General features: G+C 56.7%; 17 protein-coding genes. 6 read left to right on the plus strand and 11 right to left on the minus strand.

The window, feature by feature from the left end:
* Positions 1-17: 17 nt before the first annotated feature.
* Positions 18-896 carry a phospholipase A gene (gene pldA, locus N6G83_RS40710; RefSeq protein ID WP_024529541.1) on the minus strand — a complete coding sequence of 293 codons (879 nt, stop codon included), beginning with the start codon at positions 894-896 and terminating at the stop codon, positions 18-20.
* Between the two features lie 202 nt (positions 897-1,098).
* On the opposite strand from pldA, the gene N6G83_RS40715 reads away from it, so the two are divergent.
* Both N6G83_RS40715 and rarD read left to right on the plus strand, forming a co-directional pair.
* On the plus strand, positions 1,099-1,569 hold the full coding sequence (locus tag N6G83_RS40715; RefSeq protein WP_074030108.1) for a thioesterase family protein: 471 nt from the start codon (positions 1,099-1,101) through the stop codon (positions 1,567-1,569).
* A gap of 92 nt (positions 1,570-1,661) precedes the next feature.
* The gene (rarD, locus tag N6G83_RS40720) at positions 1,662-2,549 is read left to right on the plus strand and encodes an EamA family transporter RarD (RefSeq protein WP_260524150.1); all 888 of its coding nucleotides are present in this window, start codon (positions 1,662-1,664) and stop codon (positions 2,547-2,549) included.
* On the opposite strand, the gene N6G83_RS40725 is transcribed toward rarD, so the two are convergent.
* The 3 genes from N6G83_RS40725 to ysgD all read right to left on the minus strand — a co-directional run bounded on the left by N6G83_RS40725 (position 2,541) and on the right by ysgD (position 4,942).
* On the minus strand, positions 2,541-3,602 hold the full coding sequence (locus N6G83_RS40725) for an AbrB family transcriptional regulator (RefSeq protein WP_074030106.1): 1,062 nt from the start codon (positions 3,600-3,602) through the stop codon (positions 2,541-2,543). The two genes, rarD and N6G83_RS40725, sit on opposite strands and share 9 nt — an antisense overlap.
* Positions 3,603-3,734: 132 nt before the next feature.
* Complete coding sequence (gene corA / locus N6G83_RS40730; RefSeq protein ID WP_024529538.1) at positions 3,735-4,685, minus strand: magnesium/cobalt transporter CorA; 951 nt, start codon at positions 4,683-4,685, stop codon at positions 3,735-3,737.
* A gap of 167 nt (positions 4,686-4,852) precedes the next feature.
* Complete coding sequence (gene ysgD / locus N6G83_RS54965; RefSeq protein ID WP_367651464.1) at positions 4,853-4,942, minus strand: YsgD/CorL family protein; 90 nt, start codon at positions 4,940-4,942, stop codon at positions 4,853-4,855.
* Positions 4,943-5,132: 190 nt separating this feature from the next.
* Between ysgD and N6G83_RS40735 the strand changes: the two genes are divergently transcribed.
* Positions 5,133-5,606 carry a WbuC family cupin fold metalloprotein gene (locus tag N6G83_RS40735; RefSeq protein ID WP_024529537.1) on the plus strand — a complete coding sequence of 158 codons (474 nt, stop codon included), beginning with the start codon at positions 5,133-5,135 and terminating at the stop codon, positions 5,604-5,606.
* A gap of 194 nt (positions 5,607-5,800) precedes the next feature.
* Here N6G83_RS40735 and uvrD read toward each other — a convergent pair whose 3' ends face one another.
* From uvrD to lptM, 6 genes are all read right to left on the minus strand, one after another.
* On the minus strand, positions 5,801-7,963 hold the full coding sequence (gene uvrD / locus N6G83_RS40740; protein WP_211135623.1) for a DNA helicase II: 2,163 nt from the start codon (positions 7,961-7,963) through the stop codon (positions 5,801-5,803).
* Between the two features lie 77 nt (positions 7,964-8,040).
* Positions 8,041-8,757, minus strand: a complete 717-nt coding sequence (gene yigB / locus N6G83_RS40745) for a 5-amino-6-(5-phospho-D-ribitylamino)uracil phosphatase YigB (RefSeq protein ID WP_021807765.1) — start codon at positions 8,755-8,757, stop codon at positions 8,041-8,043.
* Complete coding sequence (gene xerC / locus N6G83_RS40750; protein WP_024529536.1) at positions 8,757-9,668, minus strand: tyrosine recombinase XerC; 912 nt, start codon at positions 9,666-9,668, stop codon at positions 8,757-8,759. The genes yigB and xerC overlap by 1 nt, the downstream gene beginning before the upstream one ends.
* A complete protein-coding gene (locus N6G83_RS40755; protein WP_024529535.1) occupies positions 9,665-10,369 on the minus strand; it encodes a DUF484 domain-containing protein in 705 nt (234 codons plus the stop codon). Before N6G83_RS40755 ends, xerC begins: the two co-directional genes overlap by 4 nt.
* A complete protein-coding gene (dapF, locus tag N6G83_RS40760; protein ID WP_021181537.1) occupies positions 10,366-11,190 on the minus strand; it encodes a diaminopimelate epimerase in 825 nt (274 codons plus the stop codon). The genes N6G83_RS40755 and dapF overlap by 4 nt, the downstream gene beginning before the upstream one ends.
* A 69-nt stretch (positions 11,191-11,259) precedes the next feature.
* Positions 11,260-11,454, minus strand: a complete 195-nt coding sequence (gene lptM / locus N6G83_RS40765) for an LPS translocon maturation chaperone LptM (RefSeq protein WP_282440812.1) — start codon at positions 11,452-11,454, stop codon at positions 11,260-11,262.
* Positions 11,455-11,532: 78 nt separating this feature from the next.
* Here lptM and cyaY point away from each other — a divergent pair, with 78 nt between their 5' ends.
* Positions 11,533-11,853, plus strand: a complete 321-nt coding sequence (gene cyaY / locus N6G83_RS40770) for an iron donor protein CyaY (protein ID WP_024529533.1) — start codon at positions 11,533-11,535, stop codon at positions 11,851-11,853.
* A 37-nt stretch (positions 11,854-11,890) separates the two neighbouring features.
* On the opposite strand, the gene N6G83_RS40775 is transcribed toward cyaY, so the two are convergent.
* Positions 11,891-14,449 carry a class I adenylate cyclase gene (locus N6G83_RS40775; RefSeq protein ID WP_024529532.1) on the minus strand — a complete coding sequence of 853 codons (2,559 nt, stop codon included), beginning with the start codon at positions 14,447-14,449 and terminating at the stop codon, positions 11,891-11,893.
* A gap of 314 nt (positions 14,450-14,763) precedes the next feature.
* Between N6G83_RS40775 and hemC the strand changes: the two genes are divergently transcribed.
* Together hemC and hemD are read left to right on the plus strand one after the other, a co-directional pair.
* Positions 14,764-15,705 carry a hydroxymethylbilane synthase gene (hemC, locus tag N6G83_RS40780; protein ID WP_021807759.1) on the plus strand — a complete coding sequence of 314 codons (942 nt, stop codon included), beginning with the start codon at positions 14,764-14,766 and terminating at the stop codon, positions 15,703-15,705.
* Entirely contained in the window at positions 15,702-16,442 is a 741-nt protein-coding gene (hemD, locus tag N6G83_RS40785; RefSeq protein ID WP_074030098.1) for a uroporphyrinogen-III synthase, read from the plus strand. Before hemC ends, hemD begins: the two co-directional genes overlap by 4 nt.
* Positions 16,443-16,451: the final 9 nt, after the last annotated feature.

Raw genomic sequence — 16,451 nt, forward strand, 5'->3', positions numbered from 1 at the left:
GCTATCTGGACGGCAAATTACATAATATCGTTAAGCATGACACCAACACCCAGCCGTGTCTGCTTGAAGTTGTAATCAATCATCGATTCACCGTAGCCGCTGAACACCTGGGTATAAAAACGCACATGGCTGGTAATTGGGTAACTCCAGCCCAACTGCGCGCCGCCATACCCGCTATTCCAGTTGTATTGGCCTTCGGCACTGAACACGCTTTCCCCCAAGGCATAGCCCACCGTCAGGCGGTAATAGCCCATGTACTTGGTGATATCCGGGTTATCGTCGTTGCTATCGCTTTCCGAGAAGCGGAACCAGGGTTTGACCTCGACCTGCCAGTCACCGTTCTGCGCCATCAGACGCGCATAGCCACGGTTCCAGCTACGCGAGGTAGGATCTTCACGGCCGTTGGATTCATGGTTCAAACCCACTTCGATATCACGCAGCGTCCAGCCGGCAAACTTATACGCCGTGGCCCAGCCGACAAAAATTTGCGGTTCGTAGTTGGTTTCACGGAACGGTGAGGATTCGTCGTGGTTAGAAAACTGCCACCAGGAACGTTGGGTGTAAGATGCCCCCAAAACCGAGTTTTCCCCGGCAATGCCACGCCAGATCGGGAATGCCAGACTAAGCTGGAACTTCACCTCATCTTTGCGCGCGTTCTCCGCCCAGTTGTAGGACTTGATCGCTTCTTTGTTCAGATCGCTGGTATCGGTGTAAAGCAGGTAGTTGGTTTCATAGGGATAGAGTGTGAACGGGTTATCGTAGTTTTGCAGCATGTTGCCGATGATGCTGCCACGAACTGCCGGTTTATTCAGATTCTTTTGCTCAGTGGCCTCATTGGCCTGCACCACTACTGGCGTAAACAGCATCGCCATCACAATCCCAGACAGAACGCGCATAATTTAGTTCACTCTCGAAAGATAAGGAAAAACCCAGAAATAAAAGCAGGTCATTTTACACACATTGCAGGATTTACCGCACTAGTGAATACATTTATCTGGTGGCTCTGGAAAGCAACAAAAGATAAGCATAAAATCCACAAGTCATTAACCTGGACTGACCAGTACATCGGCTGGCAAAACTCAAATGAAGAAAGGAACTATGTCACACACAACTTTGACCCTCGAGGCCGCCCGCCAGAAGATAGGCGAAATCTTCGTCTATCACATGCCGTTTAACCGTGAATTGGGACTGGAGCTACGCCGCTTTGAGGACGACTTCGTTGAATTGAGCTTTACCAACCAGCCTAAGCTGGTGGGCAATGCCGCCCAGAAAATCCTGCATGGCGGCGTGATCGCTTCCGTACTGGATGTTGCCGCCGGGCTAGCGTGCGTAGGCAGCGTGCTGATGCGTCAGGATCCGCTGATCGAAGAAGAGCTGGCGTCACGTTTATCGCGCATGGGAACAATCGATCTGCGCGTCGACTATCTTCGCCCTGGCCGTGGTGAGCATTTTGTCGCGTCCGCCAGCGTACTGCGCAGTGGCAATAAAGTGGCAGTAGCCCGCGTCGAGCTGCACAACCACGATGGCTTACACATCGCCAGCGCCACCGCCACCTACCTGGTAGGCTAGGGGTACCAACCGGTTGTGCCACACAATTGTAAGACACAGCCGGTTATCTTCAGTAAAATCACCGCATCTCCTTTTCCCACCCGGTAATCGTCATGGACGCTCAACAGACCCGGCAGGGCATTTTCTTTGCTCTGGCCGCCTATTTTATTTGGGGTATCGCCCCCGCCTATTTCAAGCTGATCCAACAAGTCCCTGCCGATGAGATCCTCACCCACCGGGTGATCTGGTCCTTCTTCTTTATGCTGGGGCTGGTGTCATTGGGCCGCAACTGGCCGCAGGTGCGGGCCGCCTGTAAAAACCGCAAGCGGCTACTGCTGTTGGCCGTCACCGCGCTGTTGGTGGGAGGGAACTGGCTGCTGTTTATCTGGGCGGTGAATAACCACCATATGCTGGAGGCCAGTCTGGGCTATTTCATCAATCCACTGGTGAACGTGCTGCTGGGGATGCTGTTCCTGGGTGAGCGTTTCCGCCGTATGCAGTGGGTGGCCGTAGCCTTGGCCTTTACCGGAGTCTTGGTGCAGCTGTGGCAGTTTGGTTCGCTGCCGATCATCGGGCTTGGCCTGGCCTTCAGCTTTGCCTTCTACGGCCTGCTGCGCAAGAAGATTGCCATTGATGCACAAACCGGCATGCTGATCGAAACCCTGTGGCTGCTGCCGGTGGCCGCCATCTACCTGTTCCTGATTGCCAACAGCCCGACCAGCCATCTGAACGCCAACCCCTGGTCGCTGAATTTACTGCTGGTTGCCGCCGGGGTGGTTACCACCGTTCCACTACTGTTCTTTACCGCAGCGGCCACTCGCCTGCGCCTGTCAACGCTCGGGTTCTTCCAATATCTGGGGCCAACGCTGATGTTCCTGCTGGCGGTCACCTTCTACGGTGAGACCATCGGTCAGGATAAACTGGTGACCTTTGGCTTCATCTGGGCGGCGTTGGTGTTGTTCCTGTTGGATGCCTTATACCAGCAACGAAAGCTACGTTGATTGCACTGGCTGGGCGTGGTTAGAGATGAATCTGGCCATCGCCGGGCCGGTCAGCAAAATAGTAAACAGCCGCAGCGTCTGCATCGCCATCACAAAGGTCATATCAACCCGGCTGCCTGCGGCGATGATCGCCACGGTATCCAATCCACCTGGGCTGGTGGCCAGATAGGCCGTCAGCAGATCGACCGGCAGGAACTGGGTCAACATCCACCCCAGCCCACCGCAAAACAGCATCAGCGCGACAATCGATACCACCATCTGCGGCAAGGTGCGCAACGCCAGCAGGAAGATGGCCCGGGTAAAACGCAGCCCGACGCTCCAGCCAATCAACGTGTAGGCCAGCGCCAGCAGCCATTCGGGCACCTGTAACGCCATGGTGCCGGTAGAATGTAATGCTGCCCCCGCGATCATTGGCAACATCAGCGCACCGGAAGGAATGCGCAGGCGCGGTCCTAACCAGGAGCCGATAACGGCCACGGCCAAAGTACCGGCAAAGCGCCAGTCGAGGGCGGGGAACCACTCCAGAGCGGCGCTCCCATGCCCAGCTTCATCTCCTAGGCCGATACGCGCCACGACCGCTGCTGCCGTCGCGACAAACAGCACGCGCAGATACTGCATAAACGCCACCAGCCGCACATCTGCGCCGAAATCTCCCGCCATCGCTACCATCGCCGATGCGCCGCCAGGGGAAGATCCCCAGGCACCGGTAGGGCCGGGCAGACCACTGAAACGCACCAGGCACCAGCCGGAAACACCGCTCGCCAACAGCGTCGCTATCAGCACCAGCAACACCAGCGGCCAGTCATCCAACAAGGGGGTAAGAATATTGGGCGAAAGGCTTTGGGCAATCATGCAGCCCAAGATCGCTTGTGCCGCAATAAAGAAGGGACCAGGGATGCGCACCGAAGCGCCGAGCAGCCCCATCGCGACGCCGACAATCATCGGCCCCAGCAGCAAGGCAGCAGGAACGTGAAAGGCCTGTAGACCAAATCCCAACACCAGCGAAGCCAGCAGCAGGATCAGCCATTGAATGACGCGCGGGAACTTCTCCATTAAGACGCATGCCTTACGAGCCGATAAGCAATGGGGATATTCTACCCCGGTTTAACGGGCGAAAGAGGGGATCATTGAAGATAAAATGGGGCGGTGGTGTAGACCACCACCCGAAGCGAACGAAAGCCGGATTTAAAGCCAGTTCTTGCGTTTGAAATAGAGATAAGGTGCCAATCCCGCCACGATCATCAGCGCAATCGCCCCAGGGTAGCCAAACGACCAACGTAGCTCGGGCATAAACTCAAAGTTCATCCCATAGCTTGAGGCCACCAGCGTCGGTGGCAGGAACACCACCGATACCACCGAGAAGATCTTGATGATGCGGTTCTGTTCAATGTTGATAAAGCCCATCGCCGCCTGCATCAGGAAGTTGACCTTCTGGAACAGCGATTCGTTATGCGGCAGCAGGGATTCGATATCACGCAGCACTTCCCGCGCCTGTTCCAGTTGGCTGGTTGGCAAACGCGCCTTGCGCACCAGGAAATTCAGTGCGCGTTGGGTATCCATCAGACACAGGCGCACCTTCCAGCCGATATCTTCCAGCTCGGCCAGCGTGGACAGCGCTTCATCATATTCGTCGCCCTGGTGCCCTTCCATAATCACCCGGCTGAGCTTTTCCAGATCGCTGTAGACGTTTTCGATCTCGTCGGCCAGCTGTTCAATTTTAGTTTCAAACAGATCCAGCAGCAGTTCGTAGGCGTTGCCATCCACCATTCGTAAATTGCGCGCGCGCATCCGGTAAAGCCGGAAAGCAGGCAGTTCGCGTTCACGCAGGGTATACAGACGGCCATCGCGGATAGTGAATGCCACGGTAGAGTTGCCCGCGTGATCTTCGGCGTCTTCGTAGTAGAAAAAGGAGTGGATATGCAGGCCGTCATCGTCTTCGAAGAAACGGGCCGAGGCTTCGATATCATCCAGTTCGGGGCGTGTCGCCAGGCTTTGGCCCAACTCACTTTGCACGCGCTCGCGTTCGCCCTCCTCCGGCTCGACCAGGTCAACCCACAGCGACGAGGTCAGATCCTCTGAGTCATCCAACTCCAGACGGGATAAGCGGCTGTTATCTAATTTAAAAGCGCTTAGCATGTGCCAAAGCTCCCTAATGGTAACGGGGGTAGACAACGCATTGAAGCACAGAAAGCGAGGAAAGTATGCAATACCGGCTCGTTCCAGACCATGAAGAGATCTGACTCGGAGCGACGCTGGGGAGGGTCGCCGACAACCACGAAGGGTATCAGCGCAATGGGATAGCCTTAGAAGTTGTACCTGGTGTCCAGGTCTGTGAGCCAGTATCTACTGGGTGTGTCCAAGGCGTGTGTCCTCATTGAGATTCGTGCGCGCATGTTACGCCGAGAAGAAAAAGCCTGTCAACCGGTTAGGGCGGATAATCGCGCAACAATTCATCACGCTCGCGGCCGGTTTGTAACACACCTGCAACCTTGCTCATGCCTGATGGAAAACCTGGTCGCGATCTCTGACCGCGGCCAGGAATCTTGCTAAGATTAGCACACAGAAATATTGCGGATTGACGACATGAAACAGATTACCGCCCACGATTTGACGACCATGAGCGAACAGGCTGCCACACTGCCACGCCTGCGTGCCCACCGTACCTTGCATGAAGAGTTGAGCGATCCGGTGCAACGCCTGGCGATCGCCATGGAGCCTGGCACCTATATTCGCCCACACCGCCACCCGCAGACCTGGGAGTTACTCACCCCACTACGTGGCCGTTTCGTAGTGTTGCAGTTCAATGACGAAGGCGTGGTCACCCAACGCACCCTGCTGGGTGAAGAAACCAAGGTGCTGGAGATGCCGGCGTTTACCTGGCATGCTGTGCTATCTGTCGATCCAGGTGGCGTGGTGTTTGAAGTGAAGCAGGGCCCTTATCAGGCGCTCGGTGAAGACGACTGTATGAGTTGGGCTCCACCGGAAGGTGGCGAGGGGATCGAAGCGGTGATGCGCTGGTATGCCACTGCAAAGGTGGGTGACCGTTTCGCTCACTAAATTATTGCCCCCTCACCTTCTCCCACAGGGGGCAGATCGAGTTGGCCTGCAAAAACGGTGATACATCATGGACTTCTGTTGACTCACCTTAGGAGAAGATAAACTCAATTTTTGCTGAGATTATCTTCTTGCTTCCAACAGAGCAGGGACTTTAGCTCCCTCTCCCTGTGGGAGAGGGTTGGGGTGAGGGGATGTTACACCGTTTCCAGCTTGGCGTAAGCTGCTACCAGCCACTTGATGCCTTCACCCTGAAACGCGATCTGCAACCGGCTGTGTTCACCGCTGCCTTCCAGGTTGACGATGGTGCCTTCGCCAAACTTGGCATGGCGCACGCGCTGTCCAAGCTTGTAACCAGTGTCGTTTTCACTGATCGGCGTCCCCATCCGGCGGTGGCTCACCGAGCGGGAGACGCTGGCCCGCAGGCGCACCTCCTCCACACAGTCTTCCGGGATCTCACCGATAAAGCGTGATGGTCGGTGATACACCTCTTTGCCATACAGGCGGCGGGTTTCCGCATAGGTCAGCGTCAATTTTTGCATCGCACGGGTCAGGCCAACATAGGCCAGACGGCGTTCCTCTTCCAGGCGGCCACCTTCGTCCAGCGACATCTGGCTTGGGAACATACCCTCTTCCATGCCGACGATAAACACCTGGCGGAACTCCAGCCCTTTTGCCGAGTGCAGGGTCATCAGCTGTACCGCGTCCTGATAGGCATCTGCCTGTCCCTCCCCCGCTTCCAGTGCGGCATGGGACAGGAAGGCCTGCAACGGCATCAGATCCTGATCTTCATCCTGGTAGCTGTATTGGCGCGTAGCCGTGACCAGTTCCTCAAGGTTTTCGATACGCGCCTGGCCCTTCTCACCCTTTTCCTGCTCATACATGATAAACAGCCCGGAATCGCGGATCACCCGATCGGTTTGCACATGCAACGGCATTTCGGCGGTTTCGTGAGCCAGTGAGTCCACCAGCTCCAGAAAACGCTGCAGGGAGGACGCTGCACGGCCCGCCAGCACCTTATCTTGCAGCAGCGCACGCGTAGCCTGCCACAGCGTCAGTTGGCGGTCTCGTGCCGCCTGGCGCACTACGTCGAGGGTACGATCGCCAATGCCGCGCGTTGGGGTATTCACAACGCGCTCAAAGGCCGCATCGTCGTTACGGTTGGCGATCAGTCGCAGATAGGCCAGGGCATCCTTGATCTCCTGACGTTCGAAGAAGCGCATGCCGCCGTAAATGCGGTATGGCATGACGGTTTGCAGCAAGGCCTCTTCCAGCACGCGCGATTGGGCGTTGCTGCGATACAGGATGGCACAGTCGTTCAGCGCGCCGCCGTTGTCCTGCCAGGCCTTGATGCGGTTAACCACAAAGCGGGCTTCATCCAGCTCGTTGAACGCACAGTAAATCGATATCGGCTCGCCTTCGGCCCCTTCAGTCCACAGGTTTTTGCCCATGCGCCCGTCGTTATTGGCGATCAGGGTGTTGGCAGCCTTCAGGATGGTGCTGGTCGAGCGGTAGTTCTGCTCCAGACGCACCGTTTCCGCACCGGGAAAATCTTTCAGGAAACGCTGGATGTTTTCCACCTGCGCACCACGCCAGCCGTAGATCGACTGGTCATCATCCCCCACGATCATCACGTTGGCCTTGCCCCCGGCCAGCATGTGGATCCAGGCGTACTGGATGCGGTTGGTGTCCTGGAATTCGTCCACCAGGATATTGGTGAAGCGCTCACGATAATGATTGAGGATATGCGGCTTGTTCAGCCACAGCTCATGGGCGCGCAGCAGCAATTCGGCAAAATCGACCAGCCCTGCACGATCGCAAGCCTCTTGATAAGCCTGATAGATCCGCAGCCAGGTGGCTTCCACCGGGTTGCCGTAGCTTTCGATGTGCTGCGGGCGCAGGCCATCATCTTTCTTGCCGTTGATGTACCACATCGCCTGGCGTGGCGGCCATTGCTTCTCGTCAATGTTCAGCGCCCGCACGATGCGTTTCAGCAGGCGCAGCTGGTCTTCACTATCCAGGATCTGGAAGTCCTGCGGCAGGTTGGCATCCATATGATGGGCGCGCAGCAGGCGGTGTGCCAAGCCGTGGAAGGTGCCGATCCACATGCCGCCCTGGCTGGTGCCAATCAGGTGTTCGATACGGTGGCGCATCTCTGCCGCCGCCTTGTTGGTGAAAGTCACCGCCATGATGGAGTACGGCGAGCAGTTCTCCACCGCCAGTAGCCAGGCAATGCGATGCACCAGCACCCTGGTCTTGCCGCTGCCTGCACCGGCCAGCACCAACAGGTTGCTGCGTGGCGCAGCCACGGCTTCGCGTTGTTTATCATTCATGCTGTCGAGCAGGTCGGAAACGTCCATAGGCACCATTGATTGGTAAAGGGAAAGCCCGCTTCCACGCACTTTCCACTGGGAATTTATACAGAGTTCTGCTGGGATTATAACAATGCTGTCAGCGATGCCAACTGCGAAATCTCAATATGTGGTAGCAGACGGCTGTCAGCCACCTGCATCAGGCTGCGCTGACGGTCGTTGATCCAGCAGGCCTGCAGGCCCGAACGCAGCGCCCCAGCAACGTCGGTGGTCAGGTCATCCCCGACGTGCAGGATTTGTTCCGGCGCCACGCCCAACCTTTCGACCGCCAGTTGATACATATCCTGATACGGCTTGGCGCGGCCATCTGGCCCGGAGCGCAGGACAAACTGGAAGTATTGCTCCAAGCCGCACTGGGCCGGATCGGCATTGCCATTGGTGATCGCCACCAGTGGATAACGTTGCCCCAGCGCCCGCAAGGTAGCGTGAGTGGCTTCCGGCACATCGATCCGGCTACGCCACAGGGCAAAGTTCTGCATGGCGGCATCCGCACCGATGGACGCTTCAGCATCGCGCAGCCCCTGACGGCTCAACGCCAGGTGGACCGCCCGCCAGCGCCATTGGGTAACGTCGTGGTAAATCTCCGGATCCTGTTCACGCAGTTCCTGCCGCAAACGGTGGAAGTCCGCCGACTGGAAATGGCTCAATCCCGGATGGTAGTTCTGCAAAAAGGCCACCGACTCATGCTCGGTCTGCTTGATCACCGGACGGTTGTCATACAGCGTATCGTCCAGATCGAAAGTCAGCGCGGCCAGCGGGCGTAACGGACGGTAAAAGTGCATCAGGATTTCCCTCGTTTGGCGCGTGGATGCGCGGCATCGTACACGTTCGCCAGATGTTGAAAGTCGAGGTGGGTATAAATTTGCGTGGTGGTCAGGTTGGCGTGCCCCAGCAACTCCTGCACCGCGCGCAGATCGCCGCTCGATTCCAGCATATGGGTGGCAAAGGAGTGACGCAGTTTGTGCGGATGGATATGGCTGTTGACGCCCTGCTTGACGCCCCACTCGGCAAAACGTTTCTGTACGTTGCGCGCCGAGATGCGCTTGCCCTGATTGGAGAGGAACATGGCATCATCCTGCGGCGCGAACAGATCGCGCAGCGCCAGCCAGTGTTCCAACCAGGTGACCGCCGTACGGCCTATCGGCAATTTGCGTTCTTTGCTGCCTTTCCCCAGCACCCAGATCTCACCGCCGCCCAGATCGACATGGCGGCAATCCAGCCCCACCAGTTCGGCCAGACGCAGCCCGGCCCCGTACATCACTTCCAGCATTGCGCGATCGCGAACTGCCAGCGGATCGTTAAGATCGATGTTCAGCAGCTGGTTCATTTCATCGACGTCGATATTCTTCGGCAAATGACGGCCACTGCGCGGTGTGCGGATGCCTTTGGCAGGGTTGGCGCTTATCACGCCCTGGCCGACCAGCCAGTCCAGAAAACTGCGTAATGCAGAAAGGCGCAGCGCCAGGCTGGAAGACTGTAACCCGGCGCGCTTACTCCGGGCTGCCAACTGACGCACTCTGGCGGCATCCAGCATCGGCCATTCACTGATGCCCAGTTCGCCTGCCATGGCGATCAATGCCTGCAGCTGGCGCGAATAGCTGATCTGAGTCAGTGGGCTGAGTTGCCGCTCCACCTTTAAATAACGCAGGAAAGCGTCCACCGGCGGTTGCAGGTTGGCCGCTACGCTGGTCATGCGCGTTCTATCCAGCGTTCCAACAGTTTTGGCAACATACGCGCCAGTTGGCCGAGCATCACGGTGCCCATCCCCTGTTGATAATGTTGAGTATCGCGGCTGCTGAAGATCACCATGCCGAGATCGCCCTGCTCCCCTAACAACGACAGCGCCACGGAGCCAACCTGTTTGGCCTGCGGCAAGAGCAGCAGCAGTTCGGGGCCATTAAGGTTGCCGAGGTAGTGATAGCGATCCCCCAGGCGTTGAATTCGCAGCGGCTCAAACGCCGAGCGCGCCAGGCCAAGATGGGTGAAGTCCGACGGTGCGCCAATATTCCAGCGATCGGCAAACAGGCGGATATTCGCCCCCGCCAACCCAAACCCGCGCGCCCAACGCTGTAAGCGGTTGAGCATATCCTGCAGGCTGCTGGCGGTGGCCAGGTCGGCCTGTAGATGCAGCAGGCTGCCAAACAGCGATTCGTTAGCGCTGGCCTGCTCCATCAGCAAGGTGATCTCTTCTTCCAACTGGGTGATTTGGTTGCGCTGGCGCGCCAGATGCCACTCCACCAACGATACCGTGCCCCGCACCGGGTGAGGCACTCGCATCTGTTCAACCAGCCGCGCATTGCGCATAAAGAAGTCCGGATTCTGCATCAGAAATTGCATCACCGAGTCATCATCAAGCTCAACGCCCGTGGCTATCCGATCGTCAACCTGCTTCATAAGTGAATAAATCCGTCATAAACATGGGTGGCCGGGCCGGTCATAAATAACGGCTCTCCTGGCCCTTTCCAGCGGATATGCAGGCTACCGCCGGGCAGTTCGACATGCACCTCTTCCGCCAGCAGCTCTTGCTGAATGCCCACCGCCACGGCGGCACAGGCACCACTGCCACAGGCCTGAGTTTCACCGGCACCACGCTCATAAACCCGCAGTTTGATGTGCTCACGGCTCACCACCTGCATAAAGCCGATGTTGGCACGTTCCGGGAAGCGATCGTGTCCTTCCAGCACCGGTCCCAACAGCTCCACCTTGGCAGTTTTCACGTCGTCCACCTGCAACACACAGTGTGGGTTACCCATTGAGACTACGCCGCACAGCACCGTATGTTCCGCCGCGCGCATAATGTAGGTCTTTTCCGCTTTGGTGGCGCGAAACGGCACAATCTGCGGATCGAAATTCGGCTCGCCCATATTGACGCACACCAGGTCATCATCGGTGACGCTCAGGATCATACGCCCGGTCTGGGTGCTGACGCGGATATCACGCTTGTTGGTCAAGCCTTTCAAGCGCACAAAGCGGGCAAAGCAGCGGGCGCCGTTACCGCACTGGGCCACTTCACTGCCGTCAGCATTGAAAATGCGGTAATGGAAATCGAGTTCAGGATCGTACGGCGGTTCTACCACCAGCATCTGGTCAAAACCCACGCCCAGATGCCGGTCGGCCAGACGGCGGATCAGCTCAGGTGAAAAGTAGACGTTCTGTGTAACCGCATCGACCACCATAAAGTCGTTGCCTAAACCGTGCATTTTGGAGAACTGCATATCATACTCCGCTATCTGGACGACGTACCGTCTGATACTTATGGTGGCATCAACCACCCTAAAGGCTCATTACTGATTGATCATCGACGGTTGCTGCTGAGTGCCAGCGGGTTCTTGTTGGTTTTTGCTAACGGTACCTGCACTGGTTACCGGTTGCTCTGCCGGTTTGTCCTTCGGTGGAAAATACAGCGGGCCCTTCAGGCCACAGCCAGAGAGCCCGGCCAGCAAAACGGCCATCAGCGCATAGCGTAGTTGTTTTTTCATTTGCATTAATGCCTGTAATTCATGCGTCCAAGCTCACTATAATCGCAGGTGGATCATGAAAAGCAATAGGAATCGAATATGAACGATAGTGAGTTTCACCAGTTGGCCGACCAACTGATGCTGAATATTGAACAGACCCTGGACGATTTTGATGGTGATGCGGATATCGACTACGAAACCAACGGCGGGGTGATGACGCTAAGCTTCGAAAACGGCAGCAAGATTGTGATCAACCGTCAGGAGCCGTTGCATCAGGTGTGGCTGGCCACCAAGGCCGGTGGCTATCACTTTAACTATCGTGACGAGAGTTGGCAGTGCGATCGCAGCGGCCGGGAATTTTATGAGTTACTGAGTGAAGCGGCCAGCACACAGTCCGGCGAGACGGTCAGCTTTAGCTGAGTTCTGCTGATGGGGCGCAATACTGCGCCCTCAAGCATTAATGCAGTTGGAACTGTTGCTTCAGAGGCTGTGCGGCATTGCCGTCGGCGACCGTGATACACAGGTTCGACAACGCATTGCTGCGGAATGGGATCACCTGGGTGCGCCCATCGAGATGGACTATCTGATAGAACTGCGGCAGGTTGAAGTTGATAAAGCTCGAGCCGTAGGTAAAGCGATCGTGTGAGGAGGAATAGAAGCGGCTGACATCGCGCACCAACTCCTCTTTGCTCCCTTCACAATGGTGATAAACCTCAACCCGGTTCGACTCATCCAGAATGTAAATGTTGAAGCCTTTATCATCCGTGGTGTCTTCAAAGAAGAACTGGATAATCCCCTCACTGGCAAAACCATCGACTACCGGTGGCAAATGCACCTGATCGGTTTCTACCTTGATCGACAGACCATGCAGTTTGTTGTTGGAAATAGCCCCATAGAACTCCACGGCGTTTTCCAGCTTCTGCACCGACACACTCAGGCGTTCGAAGAACAGGCCCCAGGTTTGCCCGGCCACACGCACCGCTTTAAACCGGCCCGGCTCCAGGCGAGTGCTGGAAAGACGTAGCTCGATACATTCGGAAACCAGCTGTTGAATGCGGGTACGGATCAGGCCACGCAGGTGCTGGCTGTAGCAGAATACCTCCACCGATTCCGGCGGTGCAGCATCCTGATGCATCTTGCCCAGAATGGTCTTCAACGCTTCAAGCACCGACTGCTCACCGCTGAAATGCAGGGTACGCACTTCGTTCCATGAGTTGCGGTACAGCAGATCGATACTGCCAACCAGACATTGCTGCTGTTGGCCAAAGCTGAACACGTCCAGCTTGCGGAAATCGAAATGCACCACCTGATTACGGAAGGCCGCCGTCGGGTCGTTTTCCAGGTTGACGATAATCGCCAGATGGCGGATTTCGCACGGGCTGTAGAGCGCTTTCGGCGTCGGAGCGGCCAAGCGCAGCGGGAAATGGTGCGACACGTCGGTAACCAGTTCCTGCAGTTTGGCGGTGTCGCAGATATTGCCACTCTTGATATGCAAGCGGGTGCGTGAGGTGAGCAGGCCGTTGAAGTAAGCCCAGGCCACCAGCTTGTTAAGATAACGGTTATATTCCAGCGGCTGATGGCTGACGATCGAGCTCATCTCTGGTGCCTGGTTATACAGGTACCAGCCGGTGCGGTTGGCGCGGCCAATCGGCACGTGAATAAAGGTCAGGTCGTTTTCTGACAGGTCTGGTGAAATTTGCGGGTTCACCAGCGTCACCTTACCCGGCAGTGCCTCAAAGGCCGCATACAGTTTACGAGTCAACACTCCGATATCCTGCGGGCTGGCACTGACGCTGAGATTGTTGCGGCGAGCGAAACGGATCAGGTTGCGATAGCTTTGCATCATCGCATCCAGCAGTTCGTTATGGGCTTCGCGCACCCGTTCGATCTTCCAGTTAGCCCGGTTATCGAGGATCTCCAACCGCTCTTCGTCCCAGCCCCACTCACTGACCAGTTGGCTGAGGATTTCCCGCCGCCAACCGATAGTAGCGTTGTTGGATTGCGACAGCTTCTCGCAGACCTTCAGATAGAAGCAGCGGCGAACCAGATCAAGGCGGGTGGTATCGTTGATTTCTGTCAGGTAGTGGGTGACGCGCTCCAGCATCATGCAATACGCATCAAGGCCAAAGCAGACGATCTCCCCCTGGTGCAGACGATGCTTGATCCCCATCGCCAGCAACTGAGTTTTCGGGTATTCCCATGAATAGGCTTCGAGCAGCAGCGTTTTCAGCACCGCCTTGTAAGGCGAATCGATGCTCTTATACAGCTGCCACAGGCTGGCACCGAAGTACTCTTCGGCAGAGAGCGTGCTCAATCCACCGAGATCCAGCCACTCATTCGGGGTTAATACCCCCTGAGAATAGAGCGAAAGCACATATTCATCGTAATGCGCTTCCTCTTCGCCCGGCACCATGTTCCACAGGATACGTTTCCCTGCCAGGCGTACGGCCGTGCGGTAGAACTCATCGAGCAACAGAATATGCTGGGTCGAGCCGCAGTCTTCACCGCCCAGGCTGCCACTTTCGTTATGGCGGAAGCGGTTTTCGTCGATCAGGAAGAAGCTGACTTCCACCCCCATCGAGGCCGCCCATTTTTCCAGCAGGCTGCATTTTTGCTGCAGGCGGCTGCGCTCTTCGTTGTCTAGCCAGGATTGGTGGCAGACCCAGATATCCAGATCCGAGGTGCAGCTCTGGCCGATCGAGGAAGTGCTGCCCATGGAATAAAGCGCCGTAATCGGCAGTTCGCCCGTGGCCATTTTTTCAAATGGGCTGCCCCATTTGTCTTCTAGATCATTGAGATAAGCTTGTTGGGTTTCATCAGGCGTGTAGATACAGATGCCATGGGGAACGTTACCGTTGAGGTAGCCCGGCATCAGTGGGTGATGGTGGTGCAATAAGGTAGGCAGCAGACTGTAGACCCGTTGGAACGCGGGCTTCATGGCCGCCAGGGCACGATCGACACGTAGTTGGTTGATCGCATCCAGTCTTTGTTTCAGTGTCTCGATGTAGAGGTACAAGACGTCTCGCCTGATTATCCCGATGCTTGAAAAAAACCCGTATTCCCGCTGCGTCTTTAGTTTAGAAGAATTTTTGACGACTTATTGCTGGAAACGTGATCAATCTAACACCTTGCTGATTGACCGTAAAGGAGGTAAAGCGACACACTTACCCTAGCGCTTCTATAAATGATTTACCCGCAGTGTGAACTGCCGCCAACTTTCCCTCACGCCCCTTTGATTCCGTTGTCCTTTCTCCGCCTGTGGCTTCTTGCACTGACAGTTTTGATCCTCAGTGGTAGGATGGACGGCGAATTATAAAAACGGTAACCAGCATGTTAGACAAAATTATTCGAATTGCCACCCGTCAGAGCCCACTTGCCCTATGGCAAGCACACTATGTTCAGCAGCGTCTGATGGCTAGCCATCCGGGCCTGCAGGTGGAACTGGTGCCTATGGTCACGCGCGGCGACATCATTCTGGATACGCCGCTGGCCAAGGTTGGCGGTAAGGGCCTGTTCGTCAAAGAACTTGAGCTGGCTCTGCTGGAAGGCCGGGCAGACATTGCCGTACACTCGATGAAAGACGTCCCCGTCGACTTCCCCGCTGGCTTGGGGCTGGTCACCATCTGTGAACGTGACGACCCGCGTGACGCTTTCGTCTCCAATAACTTTGCCTCGCTCGATCAACTGCCGCTAGGCAGCGTGGTAGGTACCTCCAGCCTGCGCCGTCAATGCCAGCTGCGTCGCCGTCGCCCGGATCTGATCGTGCGCGATCTGCGGGGCAACGTCGGTACAAGGTTGGGTAAGCTGGATAACGGCGATTACGACGCCATTATTCTGGCCGTGGCCGGGTTAAAACGTCTGGGCCTGGAACAGCGAATCCGCTGCCCGTTAAGCGCCGAAGAATCCTTGCCTGCCGTCGGCCAGGGTGCGGTCGGTATCGAATGCCGCCTTGACGATGACGTCACCCGCGCTTTGCTGGCCCCTCTCAACCATCGCGAAACCGAAATCCGTGTCCGCGCCGAACGGGCGATGAACACCCGGCTGGAAGGGGGCTGCCAGGTTCCCATCGGCAGCTATGCCGAACTGACAGGCGATGAGCTGTGGTTACGTGCGCTGGTAGGCGCCCCCGACGGCAGCCAGATGGTCTGCGGTGAACGCCGTGGCCCGTCGGCACAGGCTGAGCAAATGGGCATAGAACTGGCAGAAGAACTGTTGGCTGCCGGTGCCCGTGAGATCCTGCATGACGTTTATCAGGGAAATCCTCCTGCATGACTATTCTGGTAACCCGCCCTTCTCCCGCCGGGGAACAACTGGTGAGCCGCCTGCGCGCACTTGGCCGGGTTGCCTTTCACGCGCCGCTGATCGACTTCGCCCCCGGTAACGATCTTGTCCGCTTACCTCAGGGGCTGGCAGAGTTGCAGGCGGGCGATCTGGTGTTTGCCCTGTCGCAGCACGCCGTCAGCTATGCCAGTTCGGTCATCAATCGCGCCGGGCTTCAATGGCCTGGCCAGTTGTCCTATTATGCTATTGGCCGCACCACCGCACTGGCAATGCATCGCATCAGCAGCCTACCGGTAGACTATCCGCGTGAACGTGAAATCAGCGAAATGCTGTTGCTGCTGCCCGCGCTGCAACAACTCACCGGTAAACGAGCCTTGATCATGCGGGGTAACGGCGGCCGCGAACTGCTAGGCGAGACGCTGGCTGAGCGGGGTGCAATGGTAAGCTATTATGAATGTTATCAACGCAGCCCGGTGCACTATGATGGCAGTGAGCAAAGCGCCCACTGGCAACGTGCCGGTATCAATACGCTGGTAGTGACCAGCGGCGAAATGTTACAACAGCTCTATACTTTAGTTCCTGATTACTATCGCTCTTCGTGGCTGTTACGTTGCCGCCTGATAGTCGTCAGTGAACGTCTTGCTACCCTTGCCCAGGAGCTGGGTTGGAGCACGATTCGGGTAGCTGAAAACGCAGATAATGACGCGCTGATCCGCGCGCTACAATAACCTGACTAT

This window comes from Serratia sp. PL7 (genome assembly GCF_945957435.1).